We start from the raw sequence: 19,776 nt of genomic DNA on the forward strand, positions 1-19,776 counted from the left end.
CGTGGCTCTTCCGCCCCTTACCCCTGAACAGCGCGCAGCCGCGCTCGAAAAGGCCGCCGCGGCTCGCCGGGAGCGGGCCGAGGTCAAGAATCGACTCAAGCACTCCGGCGCCTCCCTGCACGAGGTCATCAAGCAGGGCCAGGAGAACGACGTCATCGGCAAGATGAAGGTCTCCGCCCTGCTCGAGTCCCTGCCGGGCGTGGGCAAGGTCCGCGCCAAGCAGATCATGGAGCGTCTGGGGATCTCCGAGAGCCGCCGCGTGCGGGGTCTCGGCTCGAACCAGATCGCCTCCCTGGAGCGCGAGTTCGGCAGCACCGGCTCCTGAGTCACGGGCGGTCCGGGACCGGCGTCCCGGACACCCCGCGATTGCTGGAATAATCGCCGCATGGCTGCAACACCCCGGGGGGCGACCCCCGTACCCCCGGACGAACGTCCGCGACTGACCGTGCTCTCCGGCCCCTCCGGGGTCGGCAAGAGCACGGTCGTCGCGCATATGCGCAAGGAACACCCCGAGGTCTGGCTCTCGGTGTCGGCGACGACCCGCACACCCCGTCCCGGTGAGCAGCACGGCGTCCACTACTTCTTCGTCACCGACGAGGAGATGGACAAGCTCATCGCCAACGGTGAGCTGCTCGAGTGGGCCGAGTTCGCGGGGAACCGCTACGGCACGCCCCGCGCGGCGGTGATGGAGCACCTGGAGGCCGGGGTGCCCGTGCTCCTGGAGATCGACCTCCAGGGCGCGCGGCAGGTCCGCGAGTCCATGACCGACGCCCAGCTGGTGTTCCTGGCCCCTCCCTCCTGGGAGGAACTGGTCCGCAGGCTCACCGGCCGGGGCACGGAGTCGCCCGAGGTCATCGAGCGCCGGCTGGAGGCCGCGCGGACCGAGCTCGCGGCCGAACCGGAGTTCGACACGACGCTGGTCAACACCTCCGTCGAGGAGGTCGCTCGCGAGCTGCTAGCCTTGATGAACGTCGTGTGATCGTGGACGACCGTCCGCCGGTCGAAACGACTGAATCTTTCCCATCCATCGGAAGGTAGAGCGTGTCCTCTTCCATCTCCGCGCCCGAGGGCATCATCAACCCGCCGATCGACGAGCTCCTCGAGGCCACGGACTCGAAGTACAGCCTCGTGATCTACGCGGCCAAGCGGGCCCGCCAGATCAACGCGTACTACTCGCAGCTCGGCGAAGGCCTGCTCGAGTACGTCGGTCCTCTCGTCGACACCCACGTCCACGAGAAGCCGCTGTCGATCGCGCTGCGCGAGATCAACGCGGGACTGCTGACCTCCGAGGCCGTCGACGGCCCCAACCAGTGATCGGTCAGTACGTCGTACCATCAGCTCGCAGCTGACTTTTCCACAGGCCCGGCAGACGTCTGCCGGGCCTGTGGTGTTCTCATGGGTGATGGCAGCAGGATTCCGAGGTGCGGGGAGAGACGGTGGACAAGCCGAAGGTCGTTCTGGGGGTCAGCGGCGGCATCGCCGCCTACAAGGCCTGTGAGCTGCTGAGGCGGCTCACCGAGTCGGGACACGACGTGCGCGTCGTCCCCACCGCCTCCGCGCTGCACTTCGTCGGCGCCGCCACCTGGTCCGCCCTGTCCGGCAACCCGGTCTCCACCGAGGTCTGGGACGACGTCCACGAGGTGCCGCACGTCCGCATCGGACAGCACGCCGACCTGGTCGTCGTCGCGCCCGCCACGGCCGACATGCTCGCCAAGGCCGCCCACGGCCTCGCCGACGACCTCCTCACCAACACCCTCCTCACCGCGCGCTGCCCGGTGGTCTTCGCCCCCGCCATGCACACGGAGATGTGGGAGCACCCGGCCACCCAGGAGAACGTGGCCACGCTGCGCGCCCGCGGCGCCGTCGTCGTCGAGCCGGCCGTCGGTCGCCTCACGGGCGTCGACACCGGCAAGGGCCGACTGCCCGACCCCGCCGAGATCTTCGAGGTCTGCCGCCGCGTCCTGGCCCGCGGCGGCACCGCCCCCGACCTCGCCGGACGGCACGTCGTCGTCAGCGCCGGAGGCACCCGCGAGCCCCTCGACCCGGTCCGCTTCCTCGGCAACCGCTCCTCCGGCAAGCAGGGCTACGCCCTCGCCCGCACCGCCGCCGCCCGGGGCGCCCGCGTCACCCTGATCGCCGCCAACACCGCGCTGCCCGACCCCGCCGGCGTGGACCTCGTCCGCGTCGGCACGGCCGTGGAACTGCGCGAGGCCGTCCTCGGCGCCGCCGCCGACGCCGACGCGGTCGTCATGGCCGCCGCCGTCGCCGACTTCCGCCCCGCCGTCTACGCGGCCGGGAAGATCAAGAAGAAGGACGACAAGGAGCCGGAGCCCATCACCCTGGTGCGGAATCCGGACATTCTCGCCGAGGTCTCCGGCGACCGGGTGAGGTCCGGACAGGTGATCGTCGGCTTCGCCGCGGAGACCGACGACGTCCTCGCCAACGGCCGGGCCAAGCTGAAGCGCAAGGGGTGCGACCTTCTCGTGGTGAACGAGGTGGGCGAGGCGAGGACCTTCGGTTCCGAGACCAACGAGGCCGTGATTCTGGGCGCCGACGGCAGCGAGACGCCCGTCCCGCACGGGCCGAAAGAGGCCCTCGCCGACACCGTCTGGGACCTCGTCGCCGAGCGCCTCGCATGAATGGCTCATCCGTTCCCCGGTCACCCGGAACGCCTCCATCCGGGGTGTGGCGCCTCTGGCGAACCGCGCCCCGCGCGGAGAGAATGCCCGTGCCGCAGGTCACAGCGCTCTCGCGAGGCGAGACGGGGGGACCCGTGGCGACGCACGACCGATAAACTGTTCCACCGACGGCGTCGGGTGCAGCCCCCGCCGTTCGCCCATGATCAGCCAGCAGCCGCTGCAACCCCAGGGAGCATTGTGTCCCGTCGTCTGTTCACCTCGGAGTCCGTGACCGAGGGTCACCCCGACAAGATCGCTGACCAGATCAGCGACACCATTCTCGACGCGCTGCTCCGCGAGGACCCGACCTCCCGGGTCGCCGTCGAGACCCTGATCACCACCGGCCTCGTGCACGTGGCCGGCGAGGTCACCACCAAGACGTACGCGGACATCGCGACGCTGGTGCGCAGCAAGATCCTGGAGATCGGTTACGACTCCTCGAAGAAGGGCTTCGACGGCGCCTCCTGCGGCGTCTCCGTGTCGATCGGCGCGCAGTCCCCGGACATCGCCCAGGGCGTCGACACGGCGTACGAGACCCGGGTCGAGGGCGACGACGACGAGCTGGACCGGCAGGGCGCGGGCGACCAGGGCCTGATGTTCGGCTACGCGACGGACGAGACGCCGACGCTGATGCCGCTGCCGATCTTCCTGGCGCACCGCCTGTCCAAGCGCCTGTCCGACGTCCGCAAGAACGGGACCATCCCCTACCTGCGCCCGGACGGCAAGACCCAGGTCACCATCGAGTACGACGGCGACAAGGCGGTCCGCCTGGACACCGTCGTCGTCTCCTCGCAGCACGCCTCCGACATCGACCTGGAGTCGCTGCTCGCCCCCGACATCCGCGAGTTCGTCGTGGAGCCGGAGCTGAAGGCGCTGCTCGAGGACGGCATCAAGCTCGACACCGAGAACTACCGCCTGCTGGTGAACCCGACCGGGCGTTTCGAGATCGGCGGCCCGATGGGCGACGCCGGCCTGACCGGCCGGAAGATCATCATCGACACCTACGGCGGCATGGCCCGCCACGGCGGCGGCGCCTTCTCCGGCAAGGACCCCTCCAAGGTGGACCGCTCCGCCGCGTACGCGATGCGCTGGGTCGCCAAGAACGTCGTCGCGGCCGGCCTGGCCGCCCGCTGCGAGGTGCAGGTCGCCTACGCCATCGGCAAGGCCGAGCCGGTCGGCCTGTTCGTGGAGACCTTCGGCACCGCCAAGGTCGACGTCGAGAAGATCGAGCGGGCGATCGACGAGGTCTTCGACCTCCGTCCCGCCGCGATCATCCGCGACCTGGACCTGCTGCGCCCGATCTACGCCCAGACCGCCGCCTACGGCCACTTCGGCCGTGAGCTGCCCGACTTCACGTGGGAGCGGACGGACCGCGTGGACGCGCTGCGGAAGGCCGCGGGGCTGTAAGCCCACGGGCTGTTCTTCCCACCGAGGCCCGGCCCCCCCCGAGAGGGGGGGACCGGGCCTCGGTGGATCTGCGTGAGCGCCGCCGTCGCGGGCAGCCGGGCCGCAGGGGCGGCTCAGGTGGGCGCAACGGCACCCACGGCGGGCGGCGGTGTTGTCAGTCGCGTTTGGAACAATGCAGGGGTGAGCAGCGAGGACGGACAGACGGCCGGGGACGCGCAAGGCGCGCCCCCCGAGCAGCTCGCCCTCATCCGTGAGACCGTCCGCCGGGCGAAAGCCCCCCGCGCCAAGCCCCGCACCTGGCGCGGCGCCCCCCTCGCCAAGGAGCTGCCCGTCGCCCGCGTCCTCGTCGACAAGGGCGTCCTCCACCTCGACCGCTACTTCGACTACGCCGTCCCCGAGGACCTGGACGCCGCCGCCCAGCCGGGGGTGAGGGTGAGGGTGCGCTTCGGCGCCGGCCGGCACCGCGTGCGGGACGGACGGCGCGAGGGCGGCGGACTGATCGACGGGTTCCTGATCGAGCGCCGCGCCGAGTCCGACTACTCCGGACCGCTGGCCGCACTGGCCCAGGTCGTCTCGCCCGAGCGGGTCCTGGACGAGGAGCTGCTCGGTCTCGCCCGCGCGGTCGCCGACCGGTACGCGGGCAGCCTCGCCGACGTCCTCCAGCTCGCGGTGCCGCCGCGCAACGCCCGCGCCGAGCAGCGCCCCTCGCCGGATCCGCTGCCCCCGCCCCCGGCTCCGGCGGCCGGGCCCTGGGAGCGGTACGAGCAGGGACCGGCGTTCCTGGAGTCCCTGGCCTCGGGCGGCAGCCCGCGCGCGGTGTGGAACGCCCTGCCCGGTCCACTGTGGTGCGAGGAGATCGCCCGCGCGGTCGCCGCGACCCTGTCCTCGGGGCGCGGCGCGCTGGTCGTCGTGCCGGACGGGCGGGCCGTGGCCCGGCTCGACGCCGCGCTGACCGCACTGCTGGGGGAGGGACGGCACGCGGTGCTCACCGCCGACGCCGGACCGGAGAAGCGGTACGCCCAGTGGCTCGCCGTACGGCGCGGGTCGGTGCGGGCGGTGATCGGGACCCGGGCGGCGATGTTCGCGCCCGTGCGCGACCTGGGACTGGTCGCGGTGTGGGACGACGGCGACGACAGCCACAGCGAGCAGCACGCGCCGCAGCCGCACACCCGGGAGGTGCTGCTGCTGCGGGCCGCGCAGGACCGGTGCGGCTTCCTGCTGGGCGGCTGGAGCTGCACGGTGGAGGCCGCGCAGCTCGTGGACACCGGCTGGGCGCGGCCGTTGCAGGCCGCGCGGGAGCGGGTGCGGGCGTCCGCGCCGCTGGTGCGGACGGTCGGGGATCAGGATCTGGCGCGGGACGAGGCCGCCCGCGCCGCCCGGCTGCCCACGCTCGCCTGGCAAGCGGTCCGGGAGGGGCTGCGGCACGGGCCGGTGCTGGTCCAGGTGCCCCGGCGCGGCTACGTCCCGCGCATGGCCTGCGCGACGTGCCGGGCGCCGGCGCGGTGCCGCCACTGCTCGGGCCCGCTGGAGGCGCACGGCTCGGACGATCTGCGCTGCGGGTGGTGCGGACGCACGGAGAGCGGCTGGCACTGTCCCGAGTGCGGTGGTTTCCGGCTGAGGGCGCAGGTGGTGGGAGCCCGGCGGACCGCCGAGGAGCTGGGGCGGGCGTTCCCCGCGGTGCCGGTCCGGACGTCGGGGCGGGAGCACGTGCTGGACACGGTGCCGGGGTCGCCGGCGGTGGTGGTGAGCACACCCGGCGCGGAGCCGGTCGCCGAGGGCGGGTACGCGGCGGCGCTGTTGCTGGACGGGTGGGCCATGCTGAGCCGCCCCGACCTGCGGGCAGGGGAGGACGCGCTGCGGCGGTGGATGGGCGCGGCGGCGCTGGTGCGGCCGCAGACGGCGGGCGGGACGGTGGTCGTGGTCGCCGAGCCGACGCTGCGGCCGGTACAGGCGCTGGTGCGGTGGGACCCCCCGGGATTCGCGGTACGGGAACTGGCGGAGCGGGGGGAGCTGGGCTTTCCGCCGGTGTCGCGGATGGCGGCGGTGGCGGGGCCGGGGGACGCGGTGGCGGAGTTCTTGCGTGCGGTGGAGCTGCCGGCTCAGGCGGAGGTGCTGGGGCCTGTGCCGATGCCGGTGACTCCGGCGGGTCGTCCCCGCCGGCCGGGGGCGCCTCCGCCGGGGGAGCAGTGGGATCGCGCGTTGATCCGCGTTCCTCCGGGGCACGGGGCTCCGCTCGCGGGCGCGCTGAAGGCTGCGCAGGCAGCGCGGATGGCTCGGGGCGGGAGCACGCCGGTGTGGGTGCGGATCGATCCACCGGACATCGGGTAGGGCGCGGGTGCTCGGCCTGCGGCGTGTCGGCCAGGTCGGCCGTGGGCCCCCGACAGCCGCATGCGGCTGTCGGGGAGGGGGAGGGACTCGCGGTCGCGGCAGTTGTCGGACCCACCGCCGTTGCGGGCAGTCGTGCCTCCCCCGGTGCCTTGAGGGTCTGGGAGGTACCCCCCAGGGCCTCTCGAGCCCAGGAGCCCAGGAACCCGGCACGGTGAGAAAAGGGGCGCGCCACCAGGACAGGTGCGCGCCCTCCCGGGACGGCGGCCGGGAGGGCGTGCGGGTGTCAGCCGTTGCGGGGGGCCGGGAAGGCCGTGGGGCGGGGATCGTCGCGGAGCGACGGGCTGCCCGCGGTGGGCTGGGTCGGCATGACGCGCGCCGCAGGCACGGTCGGCACCGTGGTCACGCCGGAGCCGACGTTGACCGTGCGCGAGCCCGACGACTCCGGGGCCCGCTCGGTCTCGGCGGAGGCCGACGCCTGCGCGGCAGCGCGCCGAGCACCGTACCGGCGGTGCACGGCCTGCTTGGTGACCCCGAGCGCGGAGCCCACCGCGTCCCACGAGAAGCCCAGGGAGCGGTCGAAGTCAACGGCGGCCGTGACCAGGGTCTCGACGCTGTCCCGCAGTTCCTGGGCGAGACGGACGGTCGGGGCTGGGGCCCGTCCGTAGACGACGAAGCCCGTGGAGGGACCGGAGCGGCGCGGGCGGTAGACGTTGCCGAGCTGGGCGGTGAGCGTGCGCAGTGCGTCCACCTGCCGGCGGACCCGCTCGATGTCCCGCACCAGCAGGTGCAGGCTGGCCCGAGCCTGGGCGTCGTGGGTTGCGTGGTCGGCCATGAACAAGCCTCTCGAACCGGCGTTGAAAGGAACGGGCCCTGTCGGGGCCCTTGGTCAACTCTTCCTTGACCAACGCCGTTCCGGTCCCCGGGTCACGGGCTGGGGCGCGGCGGCATATGCGTACGCCCCCGAGGGAACCGGCGCGCACGGGACCGTCCCCAGTTCGGAACGTTCCTGCACCGTGAGCCCGTGGGCCGGACGCGGAGCCGTCCCTGCGTCCCGGGGTGAACGCCGCCCCATAGACTGGTGCGTCGCCCGAACCGTTCCCGCCCGAGAGGCCCTCCGCACCCCATGAAGCTCGTCTTCGCCGGTACCCCCGAGGTCGCCGTTCCCGCTCTGGACGCTCTTCTCGCCTCCGGGCGGCACGAGGTCGCCGCCGTGGTCACGCGGCCCGACGCACCCGCCGGACGCGGCCGCCGGCTGGTCGCCTCGCCGGTCGCCGAGCGGGCGGAGGAGGCCGGGATCGAGGTGCTGAAGCCGGTCAGGCCGAAGGACCCCGATTTCCTGGAGCGGCTCCGGGAGATCGGACCCGACTGCTGCCCCGTCGTCGCCTACGGCGCGCTGCTGCCGCGCGTCGCCCTGGACGTCCCCGCCCACGGCTGGGTCAACCTGCACTTCTCCCTGCTGCCGGCCTGGCGGGGCGCGGCCCCCGTCCAGCACGCCGTCATGGCCGGCGACGAGATCACCGGCGCCACCACGTTCCTCATCGAGGAAGGGCTGGACTCCGGCCCCGTCTACGGCACCGTCACCGAGGAGATCCGCCCCACCGACACCAGCGGCGACCTGCTCACCCGGCTCGCCTTCGCCGGCGCCGGACTGCTCGCCGCGACCATGGACGGCATCGAGGACGGCACGCTGAAGGCCGTGCCGCAGCCCGCCGAGGGCGTCAGCCTGGCGCCGAAGGTCAACGTCGAGGACGCGCGCGTCGACTGGCGGGCCCCGGCGCTGCGCGTGGACCGCGTGGTGCGCGGCTGCACGCCCGCGCCCGGCGCCTGGACCACCTTCCGCGGCGAGCGGCTGAAGATCGTGCAGGCCAGGCCCGTGCCCGAGCGGACGGACCTGACGCCCGGGCAGCTGTCCGCCGGAAAGAACAACGTGTACGTCGGTACCGGTTCGTACGCCGTGGAGCTGCTGTGGGTGCAGCCCCAGGGCAAGAAGCCGATGCGCGGCGCCGACTGGGCGCGCGGGGTGCGGATCGCGGCCGGGGAGACCCTCGGCGACTGACGGCCCCCGGCTCCTCCCCGGCGTACGCCGTAGGCTGGGGCGCGCACGTCCACCCACATCCGGAGCACCTTTTTCGTGAGCGACCAGCCCCGTCGGCCCCGCAGGCCCGCCAAGCCCTACCGCCGTCCCAAGAAGGACCCCGTCCGCATCCTCGCCTTCGAGGCGCTGCGGGCCGTGGACGAGCGTGACGCGTACGCCAACCTCGTCCTGCCCCCGCTGCTGCGCAAGGCGCGGGAGAACGAAGGGCCCGAGAAGTTCGACGCGCGGGACGCGGCGCTGGCCACCGAGCTGGTGTACGGCACCCTGCGCCGCCAGGGCACCTACGACGCCGTCATCGCGGCCTGCGTCGACCGGCCGCTGCGCGAGGTCGACCCGCCGGTGCTGGACGTGCTGAGCCTCGGCGCGCACCAGCTCCTCGGCACGCGGATCCCGACGCACGCCGCGGTGTCCGCCACCGTCGAGCTGGCCCGGGTGGTGCTCGGCGACGGGCGCGCCAAGTTCGTCAACGCCGTGCTGCGGAAGATCGCCCAGGACGACCTGGACGGCTGGCTGGAACGGGTCGCGCCGCCGTACGACGAGGACCCCGAGGACCATCTCGCCGTCGTGCACTCCCACCCGCGCTGGGTGGTCTCCGCGCTGTGGGACTCCCTCGGCGGCGGACGCGCCGGCGTCGAGGAGCTGCTGCGCGCCGACAACGAGCGGCCCGAGGTGACGCTGGTCGCCCGTCCCGGGCGGGCCACCACCGACGAGCTGCTCGCCGAGGAGGCCGCCGTCCCCGGCCGCTGGTCCCCCTACGCGGTGCGGCTCACCGAGGGAGGGGAGCCCGGCGCGGTCCCTGCGGTCGCCGAGGGACGGGCCGGGGTCCAGGACGAGGGCAGCCAGCTGGTGGCGCTCGCGCTCGCGGCGGCGCCCGTCGAGGGACCGGACCGGCGGTGGCTGGACGCGTGCGCGGGTCCCGGCGGCAAGGCCGCGCTGCTCGGCGCGCTCGCCGCGGAGCGCGGGGCCGTGCTGCTCGCCTCCGAGAAGCAGCCGCACCGGGCGGGGCTGGTCGCCAAGGCGCTGGCCGGGAACCCCGGCCCGTACCAGGTGGTCGCCGCGGACGGGACGCGTCCGCCGTGGCGGCCCGGGAGCTTCGACCGGGTGCTGGTGGATGTGCCGTGCACCGGTCTTGGTGCGCTACGGCGGCGGCCCGAGGCGCGGTGGCGGCGGCGCCCCGAGGATCTGGACGGCTTCGCACCGCTGCAGCGGGGGTTGCTGCGCACCGCCTTGGAGTCGGTGCGGGTCGGCGGTGTCGTCGGCTACGCGACGTGCTCGCCGCATCTCGCGGAGACCCGGGCGGTGGTGGGGGACCTGCTCAAGCAGTTCCCGGACGCGGAACTGATCGACGCCCGGCCTCTGCTTGCGGATGTCCCAGACCTGGGCGACGGCCCTGACATCCAACTGTGGCCGCACCTGCACGGCACGGACGCGATGTATCTGGCGCTGCTGCGCCGGACGGCGTGACTCCGAGCCGTCGCCTACGAGGGGTGGGTGGTGCGGGGCCGCGGCGGGGGCGGACGTCCTCGGTCCGGCGCGATGGAGTCGCTTGGTAGGGGAGGGCGCGGACGCGCCGGCCGCTGCGGGCGCTCACCCCCACCCCGTCCCCTCCCCGCCGCGGGCGGCAACAACGCGCTGGCCGTGGGCGCGTGACCGGACGACGGCGGCTGGCTGCCGCCAACTGCGGGCAGTCGTGCCGCCTGGGGCGGCACGGGTGGGCGCGGCGGCATCTCGTTGGCGCCGAGTTGCGCGAACGCCCCCCGGCTCGCACCGACGCCGGTGGCTGATACCCCGCCAGCCGCAGGCATCCGGGCGTTGGGGCAGGCGCCCGGGCGTACGGGCCCGCCGCGTGACCCACGGACGCCGGGGTCCGGCGAAACCGGTCGGCGCCTCTACGCGAGGTCGTTGACCAGTCTCCGGACCGTCCGTACCGCCGCGCGGCGCAGCGCATACGCTTGGGGCATGGCCCCGCAGATCAGTCCCAGCATTCTGTCCGCCGACTTCGCCCGGCTCGCCGAGGAGGCGAAGGCCGTCGAGGGAGCCGACTGGCTCCACGTCGACGTGATGGACAACCACTTCGTGCCCAACCTGACGCTCGGCGTGCCGGTCGTGGAGTCGCTGGCCCGGGCCACGGACACGCCGCTGGACTGCCATCTGATGATCGAGGCGCCCGACCGCTGGGCGCCGCAGTACGTGGAGGCGGGGGCCGGCTCGGTCACCTTCCACGTCGAGGCGGCCACCGCGCCCGTCCGCCTCGCCCGGGAGATCCGCGCCAAGGGCGCCCGCGCCTCCATGGCGCTGCGGCCGGCGACGCCGATCGAGCCCTACGAGGATCTGCTGCCCGAGCTGGACATGCTGCTGATCATGACGGTTGAACCGGGCTTCGGCGGGCAGGCGTTCCTCGACATCATGCTGCCGAAGATCCGCCGCACCCGTGAGCTGATCAGCAAGCACGGTCTGGAGCTGTGGCTGCAGGTCGACGGCGGTGTGTCGGCCTCGACCATCGAGCAGTGCGCCGACGCCGGCGCGGACGTCTTCGTCGCGGGATCCGCCGTGTACGGGGCGTCGGACCCGGCCGAGGCGGTCCGTGCCCTGCGCAAGCAGGCGGAGGCGGCGACGTCGAAGGCGTCGTGGTTGCACGACCACTGAGCGTCATGTACGTGAACGGCAGTCAGCAGGGCTGATCGACAGCGCCGGATCTGCAAGGATGAACGGCGAATCCAGAGTGTGAACAGCAGTGAGGAGATCGCCGTGTCGGGTATGTCGGCGGGCCGGTCAGCCATGCGGATGGGACCCGCTGAGCTGGTGCAGGCGGCGGCCATGGCCCGCCGCTTCTACCTCGAGGGCAAGTCCAAGATCCAGATCGCCGAGGAGTTCGGTGTCAGCCGCTTCAAGGTGGCCCGGGTCCTGGAGACCGCCCTCGAGCGGGATCTGGTACGCATCGAGATCCGTGTGCCCGCCGAGCTGGACGCCGAGCGCTCGGACGCGCTCCGCGCACGCTACGGCCTGCGGCACGCCGTCGTGGTCGAGTCCCCGGCCGAGGCCGAGGAGACGCCCGACCCCGAGAACCTGGGAGAGGTGGCCGCCGACCTGCTCGGCGAGCTGGTCAACGAGGGGGACGTGCTGGGACTCGCCTGGGGGCGTTCCACCATCCACATGGCGGCGGCCCTGGACCGGCTCCCGCCCTGCACGGTCGTCCAGCTCACCGGCGTGTACGACGCGGGCACGGCGGAACGCGGCTCGGTCGAGGCAGTGCGCCGCGCCGCGCAGGTGTCGGGCGGCGACGCCCACCCCATCTACGCGCCGATGCTCCTGCCTGACGCCGCCACCGCGGAGGCGCTGCGCCACCAGACGGGCATCGCGCGGGCCTTCGAGTACTTCGACAAGGTCACCGTGGCCTGTGTGTCCATCGGCTCCTGGGAGCCGGGCATCTCCACGGTGCACGACATGCTCAGCGACGAGGAGCGCGCCCACTACGCCTCCCTCGGCGTGGCCGCGGAGATGTCCGCCCACCTCTTCGACGCCGAAGGGCGCCGGGTCGGCCGCGACCTGGGGGAGCGGTGCATCACCGTCAAGACCGACCAGCTGCGCAAGGTGCCCGAGGTCGTCGCCATCGCCGGCGGCCAGCGCAAGGGACCGGCGATCGACGCGGTGCTGCGCTCCGGCCTCGTCACCAGCCTGGTGACCGACACCTCGGCCGCCGACTACCTGATGACCGCGGGACCCACCCCGCGCTCCGCCCTGAACCGCGCGGACCCGGACGGCCCCTGACGGCGGGTGGGACCGGGAGGGGGCCGGCAGCATCGGCCGCACGATGCCGTTACGGGCCCTCCTCCCGCGTCTCGTGGCCTGCCTGCTCCTCGCCCCCTGATGCCGGCGGGCTGCTCGTCCGGCGGTGACGACGGAGGCCGACCGTGCCGGGGCCCGGGTCCGGGCCGGGGGGACGCCTGTCGCCGAGGTGCCCGAGCTGCCCGCCGTGGCCCGCCGCACCCTTCACTCATCGGCGAGGGAGGCCCGTTCCCCTACGAGCGGGACGGCTTCGTGTTCGGCGGCGTCGAAGGGCTGCTGCCCCGGCGCGAGCGCGGCGACTGTCGCGCATACACGGTGCCCACGCCCGGATCCGACGACCGGGGTGCCCGGCGCATCGTCATCGGGCGGAACGGCGAGACGTACTACACCGACGACCCCTACGCATCGTTCAGGGCGGTACCGAGATGACCCACGACCTCACCGGCCGGCTCGTCGTCCCCCTCGACCTCGACGGGGTGACCGACAAGGCGGGCCTGATGGACCGCTGCGCCCGCGCCCTCGGCCTGCCCGACTGGTTCGGCCGCAACTGGGACGCCCTCGTCGACTCCCTCTCCGACCGCACCGTCTGGCCCGAGGGCGCGGACGGGCGCGGGCTGCTGCTCGTCGTCCGCGGCTGGCGCGCCTACGCCGACTCCCGTCCCCAGGAGTGGGCGACCGCCCAGGAGGTGTTCGCCGAGGCCGCGGAACGGGACCCGGCGCTCACCGTGGCGCTCGCCGTTGGAGGATCCGCCGAGCACCTTCCCGACCAGGCTGGACGATCCGACCGGGGCTGACGTTCCGGTCGCCGTGGGACAATGAAGTACGTGCTCTTCCCCCTGGCTGACCTGTCCGGGGGCCACCTCTGATCGACTGGGATGTGCAGCACGTGCGTTTCCTCAACGACATCCAGCCCCCGTACGACCTGACGTACGACGACGTCTTCATGGTGCCGAGCCGCTCCGCGGTCGGCTCGCGGCAGGGTGTGGACCTCAGCTCGCCCGACGGCACGGGCACCACGATCCCGCTCGTCGTCGCCAACATGACCGCGATCGCCGGCCGCCGCATGGCCGAGACGGTCGCCCGGCGCGGCGGACTGGTCGTCATACCGCAGGACATCCCGATCGAGGTCGTCGCCGAGGTCGTCTCCTGGGTGAAGGCCCGCCACCTGGTGCTGGACACCCCGATCGTGCTGGCCCCGCACCAGACCGTCGCGGACGCCCTGTCCCTGCTGCCCAAGCGGGCGCACAACGCGGGCGTGGTCGTCGACGAGGAGCGCCGTCCGGTCGGCGTGGTCACCGACGCCGACCTGGCCGGCGTGGACCGCTTCACCCAGCTCGACGAGGTCATGTCCAAGGACCTGCTCCTCCTCGACGCCGGCATGGACCCGCGCGAGGCCTTCAACACCCTCGACGGCGCCAACCGCCGCTACGCGCCCGCCGTGGACGCCGAGGGCCGCCTGGCCGGCATCCTGACCCGCAAGGGCGCCCTGCGCGCCACCCTCTACACGCCCGCCACCGACGCACGGGGACGGCTGCGCATCGCCGCCGCCGTCGGCATCAACGGCGACGTGGCCGGCAGGGCCAAGCAGCTGCTCGACGCGGGCATCGACACCCTCGTCATCGACACCGCGCACGGCCATCAGGAGTCGATGATCAACGCTGTCCGGCTGGTGCGCGGGCTCGACCCGCAGGTGCCGGTCGTCGCCGGCAACATCGTCTCCGCCGAGGGCGTCCGCGACCTGATCGAGGCCGGCGCGGACATCGTCAAGGTCGGCGTCGGCCCCGGCGCCATGTGCACCACCCGGATGATGACCGGCGTCGGCCGGCCGCAGTTCTCCGCCGTGCTGGAGTGCGCCGCCGAGGCGAAGAAGTACGGCAAGCACGTGTGGGCCGACGGCGGCGTCCGCCACCCGCGCGACGTGGCCATGGCCCTCGCGGCCGGCGCGTCCAACGTGATGATCGGCTCGTGGTTCGCCGGCACCTACGAGTCCCCGGGCGACCTCCAGCACGACGCGAACGGCCGCCCCTACAAGGAGTCCTTCGGCATGGCCTCCGCCCGCGCCGTGCGCAACCGCACCTCCGAGGAGTCCGCCTACGACCGCGCCCGCAAGGGGCTGTTCGAGGAGGGCATCTCCACCTCCCGCATGTTCCTCGACCCGGAGCGCCCCGGCGTCGAGGACCTGATCGACTCGATCATCGCGGGCGTCCGCTCCTCCTGCACCTACGCGGGCGCCGCCTCGCTGGAGGAGTTCGCCGAGAAGGCCGTCGTCGGCGTCCAGAGCGCGGCCGGCTACGCCGAGGGCAAGCCGCTGCACGCCAGCTGGAGCTGACCCGTCCGGTGGGGCGGGTGTGGAACGGCCCACACGGCCGGCGCAACGAACACCCGCCTCACCTCGAGGAACGCAATGATCTTGCGGTGGTGCGCAAGGTTGCTGCATTTCAGCAGCAACGAAGAACCTCGTAGGGTTACGCGCTGTACGTGTGTGGCGGGGACCCCGCTCGACGGGTCCCGGCTGTCGCGGGGCGCCGTCGGTCCCCGGCCGCGGAAGCCCGGCAGCGATCAAGGAGTCAGCGCGTGCTCGACCATGGCGCACCCCCGCACAACGGCGGTCCCGCCGCCCCGCACTCCTCAGGCGTGGGTATGCGTCTGATGCGGCGCAAGCCCGTGGAACGCCTGGTCGCCGAGGGCGGCCACGGCGAGGGCGGCACCCTGCGCCGCTCCCTCGGGCTGTGGCAGCTGACCATGATCAGCATCGGCGCCACGCTCGGCACCGGCATCTTCGTCGTCCTCGGCGAGGCCGTCCCCAAGGCCGGACCCGCGGTCACGCTGTCCTTCGTCATCGCCGGTCTGACGGCCCTCTTCTCCGCCCTCTCCTACGCGGAGCTGGCCGGCACCATCCCCGTCTCCGGCTCCTCGTACTCGTATGCGTACGCAACGATGGGCGAACTGATCGCCTGGGTCTGCGGCTGGTGTCTGATGCTGGAGTACGGCGTCTCGGTCGCGGCCGTCGCCGTCGGCTGGGGCGAGTACCTCAACGAACTCCTCGACGGCACCATCGGCGTCACCCTGCCCGCCGCGCTGTCCGCCCCGCCCGGCGACGGCGGCGTCTTCAACGCGCCGGCGCTGATCGTCGTCATGCTGGCCATGGCGTTCCTGCTCGGCGGCGCCCGCGAGTCGGCCCGCGCCAACACGGTGATGGTCCTCGTCAAGATCGGCGCCCTGGTGCTGTTCTGCGCCATCGGCGTCCAGGGCTTCCGCTCCGGCAACTACGAGAACTTCATGCCGCTCGGCATGGCCGGCGTCAGCGCCGCCGGAGCCACCCTGTTCTTCTCGTACATCGGATTCGACGCCGCCTCCACCGCAGGCGAGGAGGCCAAGAACGCCCAGCGCGACCTGCCCCGCGCGATCCTGCTGTCCCTCGCGATCATCACCGCGCTGTACGTCCTGGTCGCCGCCGTCGCCGTGGGCGCCAAGCCGTGGCGGCAGTTCACCGACTCCGAGGCCACCCTCGCCCAAATCATGCGCGAGGTCACCGGCCAGAGCTTCTGGGGCACCCTGCTGGCGTTCTGTGCCGTCGTCGCCATCGCCAGCGTCGTCCTCACCGTCCTGTACGGCCAGACCCGCATCCTGTTCGCCATGTCCCGCGACGGACTGGTGCCCAAGGTGTTCGCCCGGGTCAGCCCGCGCACCGGCACGCCCCGCGCCAACACCCTGATCGTCTCCCTGTTCTGCGGTGTCCTCGCCGCCGCCGTCCCGCTCGGCCAGCTCGCCGACGCCACCAGCATCGGCACCCTCTTCGCCTTCGCCCTGGTCAACGTCGCCGTGGTGGTGCTGCGCCGCAGCCGCCCCGACATGCCGCGCTCCTTCCGGGTCCCGCTGTCCCCGCTGCTGCCCGCCCTCGGCTTCGGCTTCTGCCTGTGGATGATGGGCAGCCTGTCCACCGTCACCTGGGTCGTCTTCGGTGTCTGGATGGCCGTCGGGCTCGTGTTCTACTTCCTCTACGGCTACCGCCGCTCCCGGCTCGCCGCCCCCGCCCCGTCGGAAGCGAAGTGAACGACCCGCAGTGCTGAACGATCTCGACGAACGCATCGTGCACGCCCTCGCCGAGGACGCCCGCCGCTCCTACGCGGACATCGGCCAGCTCGTCGGCCTCTCCGCGCCCGCCGTCAAACGGCGCGTGGACCGGCTGCGCGCGACCGGGGCCATCACCGGTTTCACCGTGCGGGTGGACCCCGCCGCCCTCGGCTGGGAGACGGAGGGGTTCGTCGAGATCTACTGCCGCAGCAACACCTCTCCGGAGACCATCCAGCGGGGGCTCGAGCGGTACCAGGAGGTCGTCGCCGCGTCCACGGTCACCGGGGACGCGGACGCGGTCGCCCAGGTCTTCGCCTCCGACATGCGGCACTTCGAACGGGTGCTGGAGCGGATCGCCGGCGAACCGTTCGTCGAGCGGACCAAGTCCGTGCTGGTGCTGTCGCCGTTGCTGCGGCGGTTCTCGTCGGGGTCGCCGACATAGGCCGTGCGGAGCGGGTGAGTCCCGCCGTACTCGGTGAGTCGTCCCCGCGTGAGGGTCACTGAATCGGCGTAATCTGGGGCATATGCGGCAGCCCTCCGATTCCGGTGCGGTGACCGGTGAGCCCGAAGGGCCGGATCCGGTTTTCGTCGACGCCTCCGGCCGGCGGGCCCGGCTGCTGCGGCGGGCCGGATACGGCGCCGCCGGGCTGGCGGCCGGCTATCTGAGCGTGCTCGCGCTGAGCCTGATGGGGGCGACCCCGTTCGCCCCGGAGGCCCTGCTGCCGCCGCTGCCCGGCGAGGCCACCCCCACGGCGCCGCTGCGGCCGGACGCGGAGGGGGACGCGCGTCCACCCGAGGACGCCGGGGCCGGGGCGGGGCCGGGTATGCCGGTCGTCCCGCTGATCGCCGGCGCCGGGGACAACCCGGCGGGCGCGCTGCTGCTGCCGCCCGGCGCCGATCCCGGGAGCGTCGCCGGGGTGCCGGTGCAGCCGCCGGAGCCGGGCGGGGTGGAGGTCACGGACGGGCCGGAGCAGACCGGGGAGCCCGGCGACGCCGAGGAGCCGGGTGCACCCGAGGAGCCGCAGGAACCGGGCGCCGGTGAGCCGTCCGCGCCCGGCGACGGCGGTGACTCCGAGGCGCCGCCGCCCGGCACCGACGAGCCGTCCGGGCCCGGCACGGACAACCCGCCCGAGCCGCCCGTCACGCCGCAGCCCACGCCCGAGGCGCCGTCCGAGAACCCCGGCGCCTCCCAGCCCGACGACCCGCCGGCCGCCGGGACCCCCTGATGCGGCGGCGACCGCACCGCCCGGCCGGTCCACCGTCCGCGACACCGGGGCCGCGGCGGCGCTGGTTCCGCATCGTGGTGCCGCTGGTCCTGCTGGCCTTCGTCGTCTCCGTCCTCGCCGTCGAGGGTTACACCTCCCGCGGCTTCGCCGGGGACCAGGAGGGCCGCGGGGAGCGGGCCGGCCGGAGCGGGGCGGGCGTGCCCCGGGAGGTCGCGGAGGGGGGACCGGTCGTCGACGCGGGCCACGACCCGCCGCGCACCTACCGCGCCCCGGCCGGGACGGTCGTCCTGACCTTCGACGACGGACCCGACCCCGCGTGGACGCCCCGGATCCGCGAGGTCCTCGACCGCCACGACGTGCCCGGCACCTTCTTCGTCACCGGACGGCAGACCGCCCGCCACCCCGACCTCGTACGGGACCTGATCCGTTCGGGACACGAGATCGGCGTGCACACCTTCTCCCACCCCGACCTGGCCACCCAGTCCGAGGACGCGGTCGACCGGGAGCTGGCGTTCACCCAGCTCGCCCTCGCCGGGGCCGCCGGCGTCCACAGCTCGCTCGTGCGGATGCCGTACTCCTCGACCACCGGCTCGCTGGACGGCCCCTCCTGGACCGTCGCCCGGCACCTCGGCGAGAAGGGGTACGTGCTGGCCTTCGTCGACCAGGACACCCGCGACTGGAGCCGGCCCGGCGCCCGGGCCATCGCCGACGCGGCCGTTCCCGAGGTGCCCGGCCGGGGGACGATCGTGCTGCTCCACGACTCCGGAGGCGACCGCTCGCAGACCGTGCGGGCGCTGGAGACGCTGGTGCCGCGACTCAAGGCCGACGGCTACCGCTTCTCCACGGTCGCCGGGCTCGTGGGCGTCGAACGCCTCATGGGCGGTGCCGGCACCGCGGAGCGGTGGCAGGGGTGGGTGTTCGTGACCGCCGTGACCGTGTCGGGGACGACGGTGTCCGTGCTGGGCGCGCTGCTGCTGGTCGTCGGGGGGCTGGTGCTGGCGCGGTGCGTGGCGATGCTGGGCCTGGCCCGCCGCCACGCGCGGCGTGCGCGCCGGCGTCCGCGGGCCGGGCCGGGGCCGCCCGTCACCAGGCCCGTCAGCGTGGTCGTGCCCGCGTACAACGAGGTCGTCTGCATCGGCAAGACGCTGCGGTCGCTGGTCGCGAGCGACCACCCGGTGGAGATCGTCGTCGTGGACGACGGCTCCGACGACGGCACCGCCGACGCCGCCGAGGCGCTGCGGTTGCCCGGGGTGACCGTGGTGCGCACGCCCAACCGGGGCAAGGCCGCCGCGCTGAACACCGGTGTGCTGCGCGCCTCGCACGACGTCGTCGTGATGCTCGACGCCGACACCGTCTTCGAGCCCTCCACCGTCCGTCACCTCGTCGAGCCGTTCGCCGACCCGTCCGTCGGCGCCACCGCGGGCAACGCCAAGGTCGGCAACCGGCACGGCATGCTCGGCCGCTGGCAGCACATCGAGTACGTCATGGGCTTCAACCTCGACCGGCGCATGTACGACCTGCTGCGGTGCATGCCGACCGTGCCCGGCGCCGTCGGGGCCTTCCGCGTCTCGGCCCTGCGCCAGGCCGGGATGCTCAGCGGGGACACGCTCGCCGAGGACACCGACCTCACCATGGCCCTGCACCGGGCCGGGTGGGAGGTGCGCTACGCCGAGCACGCCGTCGCCTGGACCGAGGCGCCGGGGTCGCTGCGACAGCTGTGGCGCCAGCGGTACCGGTGGAGCTACGGCACGATGCAGGCCGCGTGGAAGCACCGGCACGCCCTCGTCGAACGGGGGCACGCCGGGCGGTTCGGGAGGGTCGGACTGCCGTTGCTGGCGGTGTTCCAGATCCTCACGCCGCTGCTCGCCCCGCTGATCGACCTGCTGACCCTGTACGGGCTGGTGTTCGGGAACGCGGCACTCACGCTGCTGGCGTGGTGCGGGGTGCTGGCGGTGCAGGGGGTGTGCGCCGCGTACGCCTTCCGTCTCGACGGGGAGCCGCTGCGGCCACTGTGGGCGCTGCCCGTGCAGCAGGTCGTGTACCGGCAGGTGATGTACCTGGTGCTGCTGCAGGCCTGCCTGACCGCGCTCAGCGGGTACCGGCTGCCATGGCAGCGCCTGAAGCGAAAGGGGAATGTGGTGGTGCCGCCGAGGGGCGGGGGACTACCCTCAGGAGTATGACC

Annotated in this window: 18 protein-coding genes; 17 read left to right on the forward strand and 1 reads right to left on the reverse strand. The window is 73.6% G+C overall.

Annotated elements, in window-relative coordinates; genetic code table 11:
• Window position 1 precedes the first annotated feature (1 nt).
• From ELQ39_RS26930 to ELQ39_RS26955, 6 genes are all read left to right on the forward strand, one after another.
• On the forward strand, window positions 2–325 hold the full coding sequence (locus ELQ39_RS26930; RefSeq protein ID WP_003977346.1) for an integration host factor: 324 nt from the start codon (window positions 2–4) through the stop codon (window positions 323–325).
• A gap of 60 nt (window positions 326–385) precedes the next feature.
• On the forward strand, window positions 386–979 hold the full coding sequence (gene gmk / locus ELQ39_RS26935; RefSeq protein ID WP_190004238.1) for a guanylate kinase: 594 nt from the start codon (window positions 386–388) through the stop codon (window positions 977–979).
• Between the two features lie 62 nt (window positions 980–1,041).
• Complete coding sequence (gene rpoZ, locus ELQ39_RS26940) at window positions 1,042–1,314, forward strand: DNA-directed RNA polymerase subunit omega (protein ID WP_006131222.1); 273 nt, start codon at window positions 1,042–1,044, stop codon at window positions 1,312–1,314.
• A 122-nt stretch (window positions 1,315–1,436) separates the two neighbouring features.
• Window positions 1,437–2,639, forward strand: coding sequence for a bifunctional phosphopantothenoylcysteine decarboxylase/phosphopantothenate--cysteine ligase CoaBC (coaBC, locus tag ELQ39_RS26945; RefSeq protein WP_242594388.1), 1,203 nt, complete (start codon window positions 1,437–1,439; stop codon window positions 2,637–2,639).
• A gap of 237 nt (window positions 2,640–2,876) precedes the next feature.
• Complete coding sequence (gene metK, locus ELQ39_RS26950; protein WP_190004240.1) at window positions 2,877–4,085, forward strand: methionine adenosyltransferase; 1,209 nt, start codon at window positions 2,877–2,879, stop codon at window positions 4,083–4,085.
• 180 nt (window positions 4,086–4,265) lie between these two features.
• A complete protein-coding gene (locus ELQ39_RS26955; RefSeq protein WP_242594390.1) occupies window positions 4,266–6,413 on the forward strand; it encodes a primosomal protein N' in 2,148 nt (715 codons plus the stop codon).
• A gap of 283 nt (window positions 6,414–6,696) precedes the next feature.
• Here the strand turns inward: ELQ39_RS26955 and ELQ39_RS26960 are convergent, their stop codons facing one another.
• The gene (locus tag ELQ39_RS26960) at window positions 6,697–7,245 is read right to left on the reverse strand and encodes a hypothetical protein (RefSeq protein WP_190004242.1); all 549 of its coding nucleotides are present in this window, start codon (window positions 7,243–7,245) and stop codon (window positions 6,697–6,699) included.
• 291 nt (window positions 7,246–7,536) lie between these two features.
• Between ELQ39_RS26960 and fmt the strand changes: the two genes are divergently transcribed.
• The 11 genes from fmt (at window position 7,537) to ELQ39_RS27015 (ending at window position 19,774) form a co-directional block, all read left to right on the forward strand.
• Window positions 7,537–8,469 carry a methionyl-tRNA formyltransferase gene (fmt, locus tag ELQ39_RS26965; protein WP_242594392.1) on the forward strand — a complete coding sequence of 311 codons (933 nt, stop codon included), beginning with the start codon at window positions 7,537–7,539 and terminating at the stop codon, window positions 8,467–8,469.
• 75 nt (window positions 8,470–8,544) lie between these two features.
• Window positions 8,545–9,972 (forward strand): RsmB/NOP family class I SAM-dependent RNA methyltransferase, encoded by a 1,428-nt coding sequence (locus tag ELQ39_RS26970; RefSeq protein WP_225626804.1) that lies wholly within the window; start codon window positions 8,545–8,547, stop codon window positions 9,970–9,972.
• Window positions 9,973–10,467: 495 nt separating this feature from the next.
• The gene (rpe, locus tag ELQ39_RS26975; RefSeq protein ID WP_190004245.1) at window positions 10,468–11,154 is read left to right on the forward strand and encodes a ribulose-phosphate 3-epimerase; all 687 of its coding nucleotides are present in this window, start codon (window positions 10,468–10,470) and stop codon (window positions 11,152–11,154) included.
• A 78-nt stretch (window positions 11,155–11,232) separates the two neighbouring features.
• Entirely contained in the window at window positions 11,233–12,276 is a 1,044-nt protein-coding gene (locus ELQ39_RS26980) for a sugar-binding transcriptional regulator (protein WP_019523731.1), read from the forward strand.
• A gap of 99 nt (window positions 12,277–12,375) precedes the next feature.
• A complete protein-coding gene (locus ELQ39_RS26985; protein ID WP_399704495.1) occupies window positions 12,376–12,723 on the forward strand; it encodes a ribonuclease domain-containing protein in 348 nt (115 codons plus the stop codon).
• On the forward strand, window positions 12,720–13,088 hold the full coding sequence (locus tag ELQ39_RS26990; RefSeq protein ID WP_190004246.1) for a barstar family protein: 369 nt from the start codon (window positions 12,720–12,722) through the stop codon (window positions 13,086–13,088). The genes ELQ39_RS26985 and ELQ39_RS26990 overlap by 4 nt, the downstream gene beginning before the upstream one ends.
• Window positions 13,089–13,180: 92 nt before the next feature.
• Window positions 13,181–14,623, forward strand: coding sequence for a GuaB1 family IMP dehydrogenase-related protein (locus ELQ39_RS26995; RefSeq protein WP_242595664.1), 1,443 nt, complete (start codon window positions 13,181–13,183; stop codon window positions 14,621–14,623).
• Between the two features lie 245 nt (window positions 14,624–14,868).
• Window positions 14,869–16,347: an amino acid permease gene (locus tag ELQ39_RS27000; RefSeq protein WP_190004247.1), complete on the forward strand. Its 1,479-nt coding sequence runs from the start codon at window positions 14,869–14,871 to the stop codon at window positions 16,345–16,347.
• A gap of 10 nt (window positions 16,348–16,357) precedes the next feature.
• The gene (locus ELQ39_RS27005) at window positions 16,358–16,810 is read left to right on the forward strand and encodes an Lrp/AsnC family transcriptional regulator (protein WP_033275118.1); all 453 of its coding nucleotides are present in this window, start codon (window positions 16,358–16,360) and stop codon (window positions 16,808–16,810) included.
• A gap of 82 nt (window positions 16,811–16,892) precedes the next feature.
• On the forward strand, window positions 16,893–17,594 hold the full coding sequence (locus tag ELQ39_RS27010) for a hypothetical protein (protein WP_225626834.1): 702 nt from the start codon (window positions 16,893–16,895) through the stop codon (window positions 17,592–17,594).
• The gene (locus tag ELQ39_RS27015; protein ID WP_242594395.1) at window positions 17,594–19,774 is read left to right on the forward strand and encodes a bifunctional polysaccharide deacetylase/glycosyltransferase family 2 protein; all 2,181 of its coding nucleotides are present in this window, start codon (window positions 17,594–17,596) and stop codon (window positions 19,772–19,774) included. Before ELQ39_RS27010 ends, ELQ39_RS27015 begins: the two co-directional genes overlap by 1 nt.
• The last annotated feature ends 2 nt before the right edge of the window (window positions 19,775–19,776 follow it).

Source organism: Streptomyces sp. GB4-14, assembly GCF_022696125.1.
GTDB classification, from domain to species: domain Bacteria; phylum Actinomycetota; class Actinomycetes; order Streptomycetales; family Streptomycetaceae; genus Streptomyces; species Streptomyces werraensis.

Coding starts and splice junctions, on each gene's coding strand:
- gmk (WP_190004238.1), top strand. CDS start 386: ATGGCTGCAACACCCCGGGGGGCGACCCCCGTACCCCCGGACGAACGT.
- ELQ39_RS26960 (WP_190004242.1), bottom strand. CDS start 7,245: ATGGCCGACCACGCAACCCACGACGCCCAGGCTCGGGCCAGCCTGCAC.
- fmt (WP_242594392.1), top strand. CDS start 7,537: ATGAAGCTCGTCTTCGCCGGTACCCCCGAGGTCGCCGTTCCCGCTCTG.
- rpe (WP_190004245.1), top strand. CDS start 10,468: ATGGCCCCGCAGATCAGTCCCAGCATTCTGTCCGCCGACTTCGCCCGG.
- ELQ39_RS26985 (WP_399704495.1), top strand. CDS start 12,376: ATGCCGGCGGGCTGCTCGTCCGGCGGTGACGACGGAGGCCGACCGTGC.
- ELQ39_RS26990 (WP_190004246.1), top strand. CDS start 12,720: ATGACCCACGACCTCACCGGCCGGCTCGTCGTCCCCCTCGACCTCGAC.
- ELQ39_RS27010 (WP_225626834.1), top strand. CDS start 16,893: ATGCGGCAGCCCTCCGATTCCGGTGCGGTGACCGGTGAGCCCGAAGGG.
- ELQ39_RS27015 (WP_242594395.1), top strand. CDS start 17,594: ATGCGGCGGCGACCGCACCGCCCGGCCGGTCCACCGTCCGCGACACCG.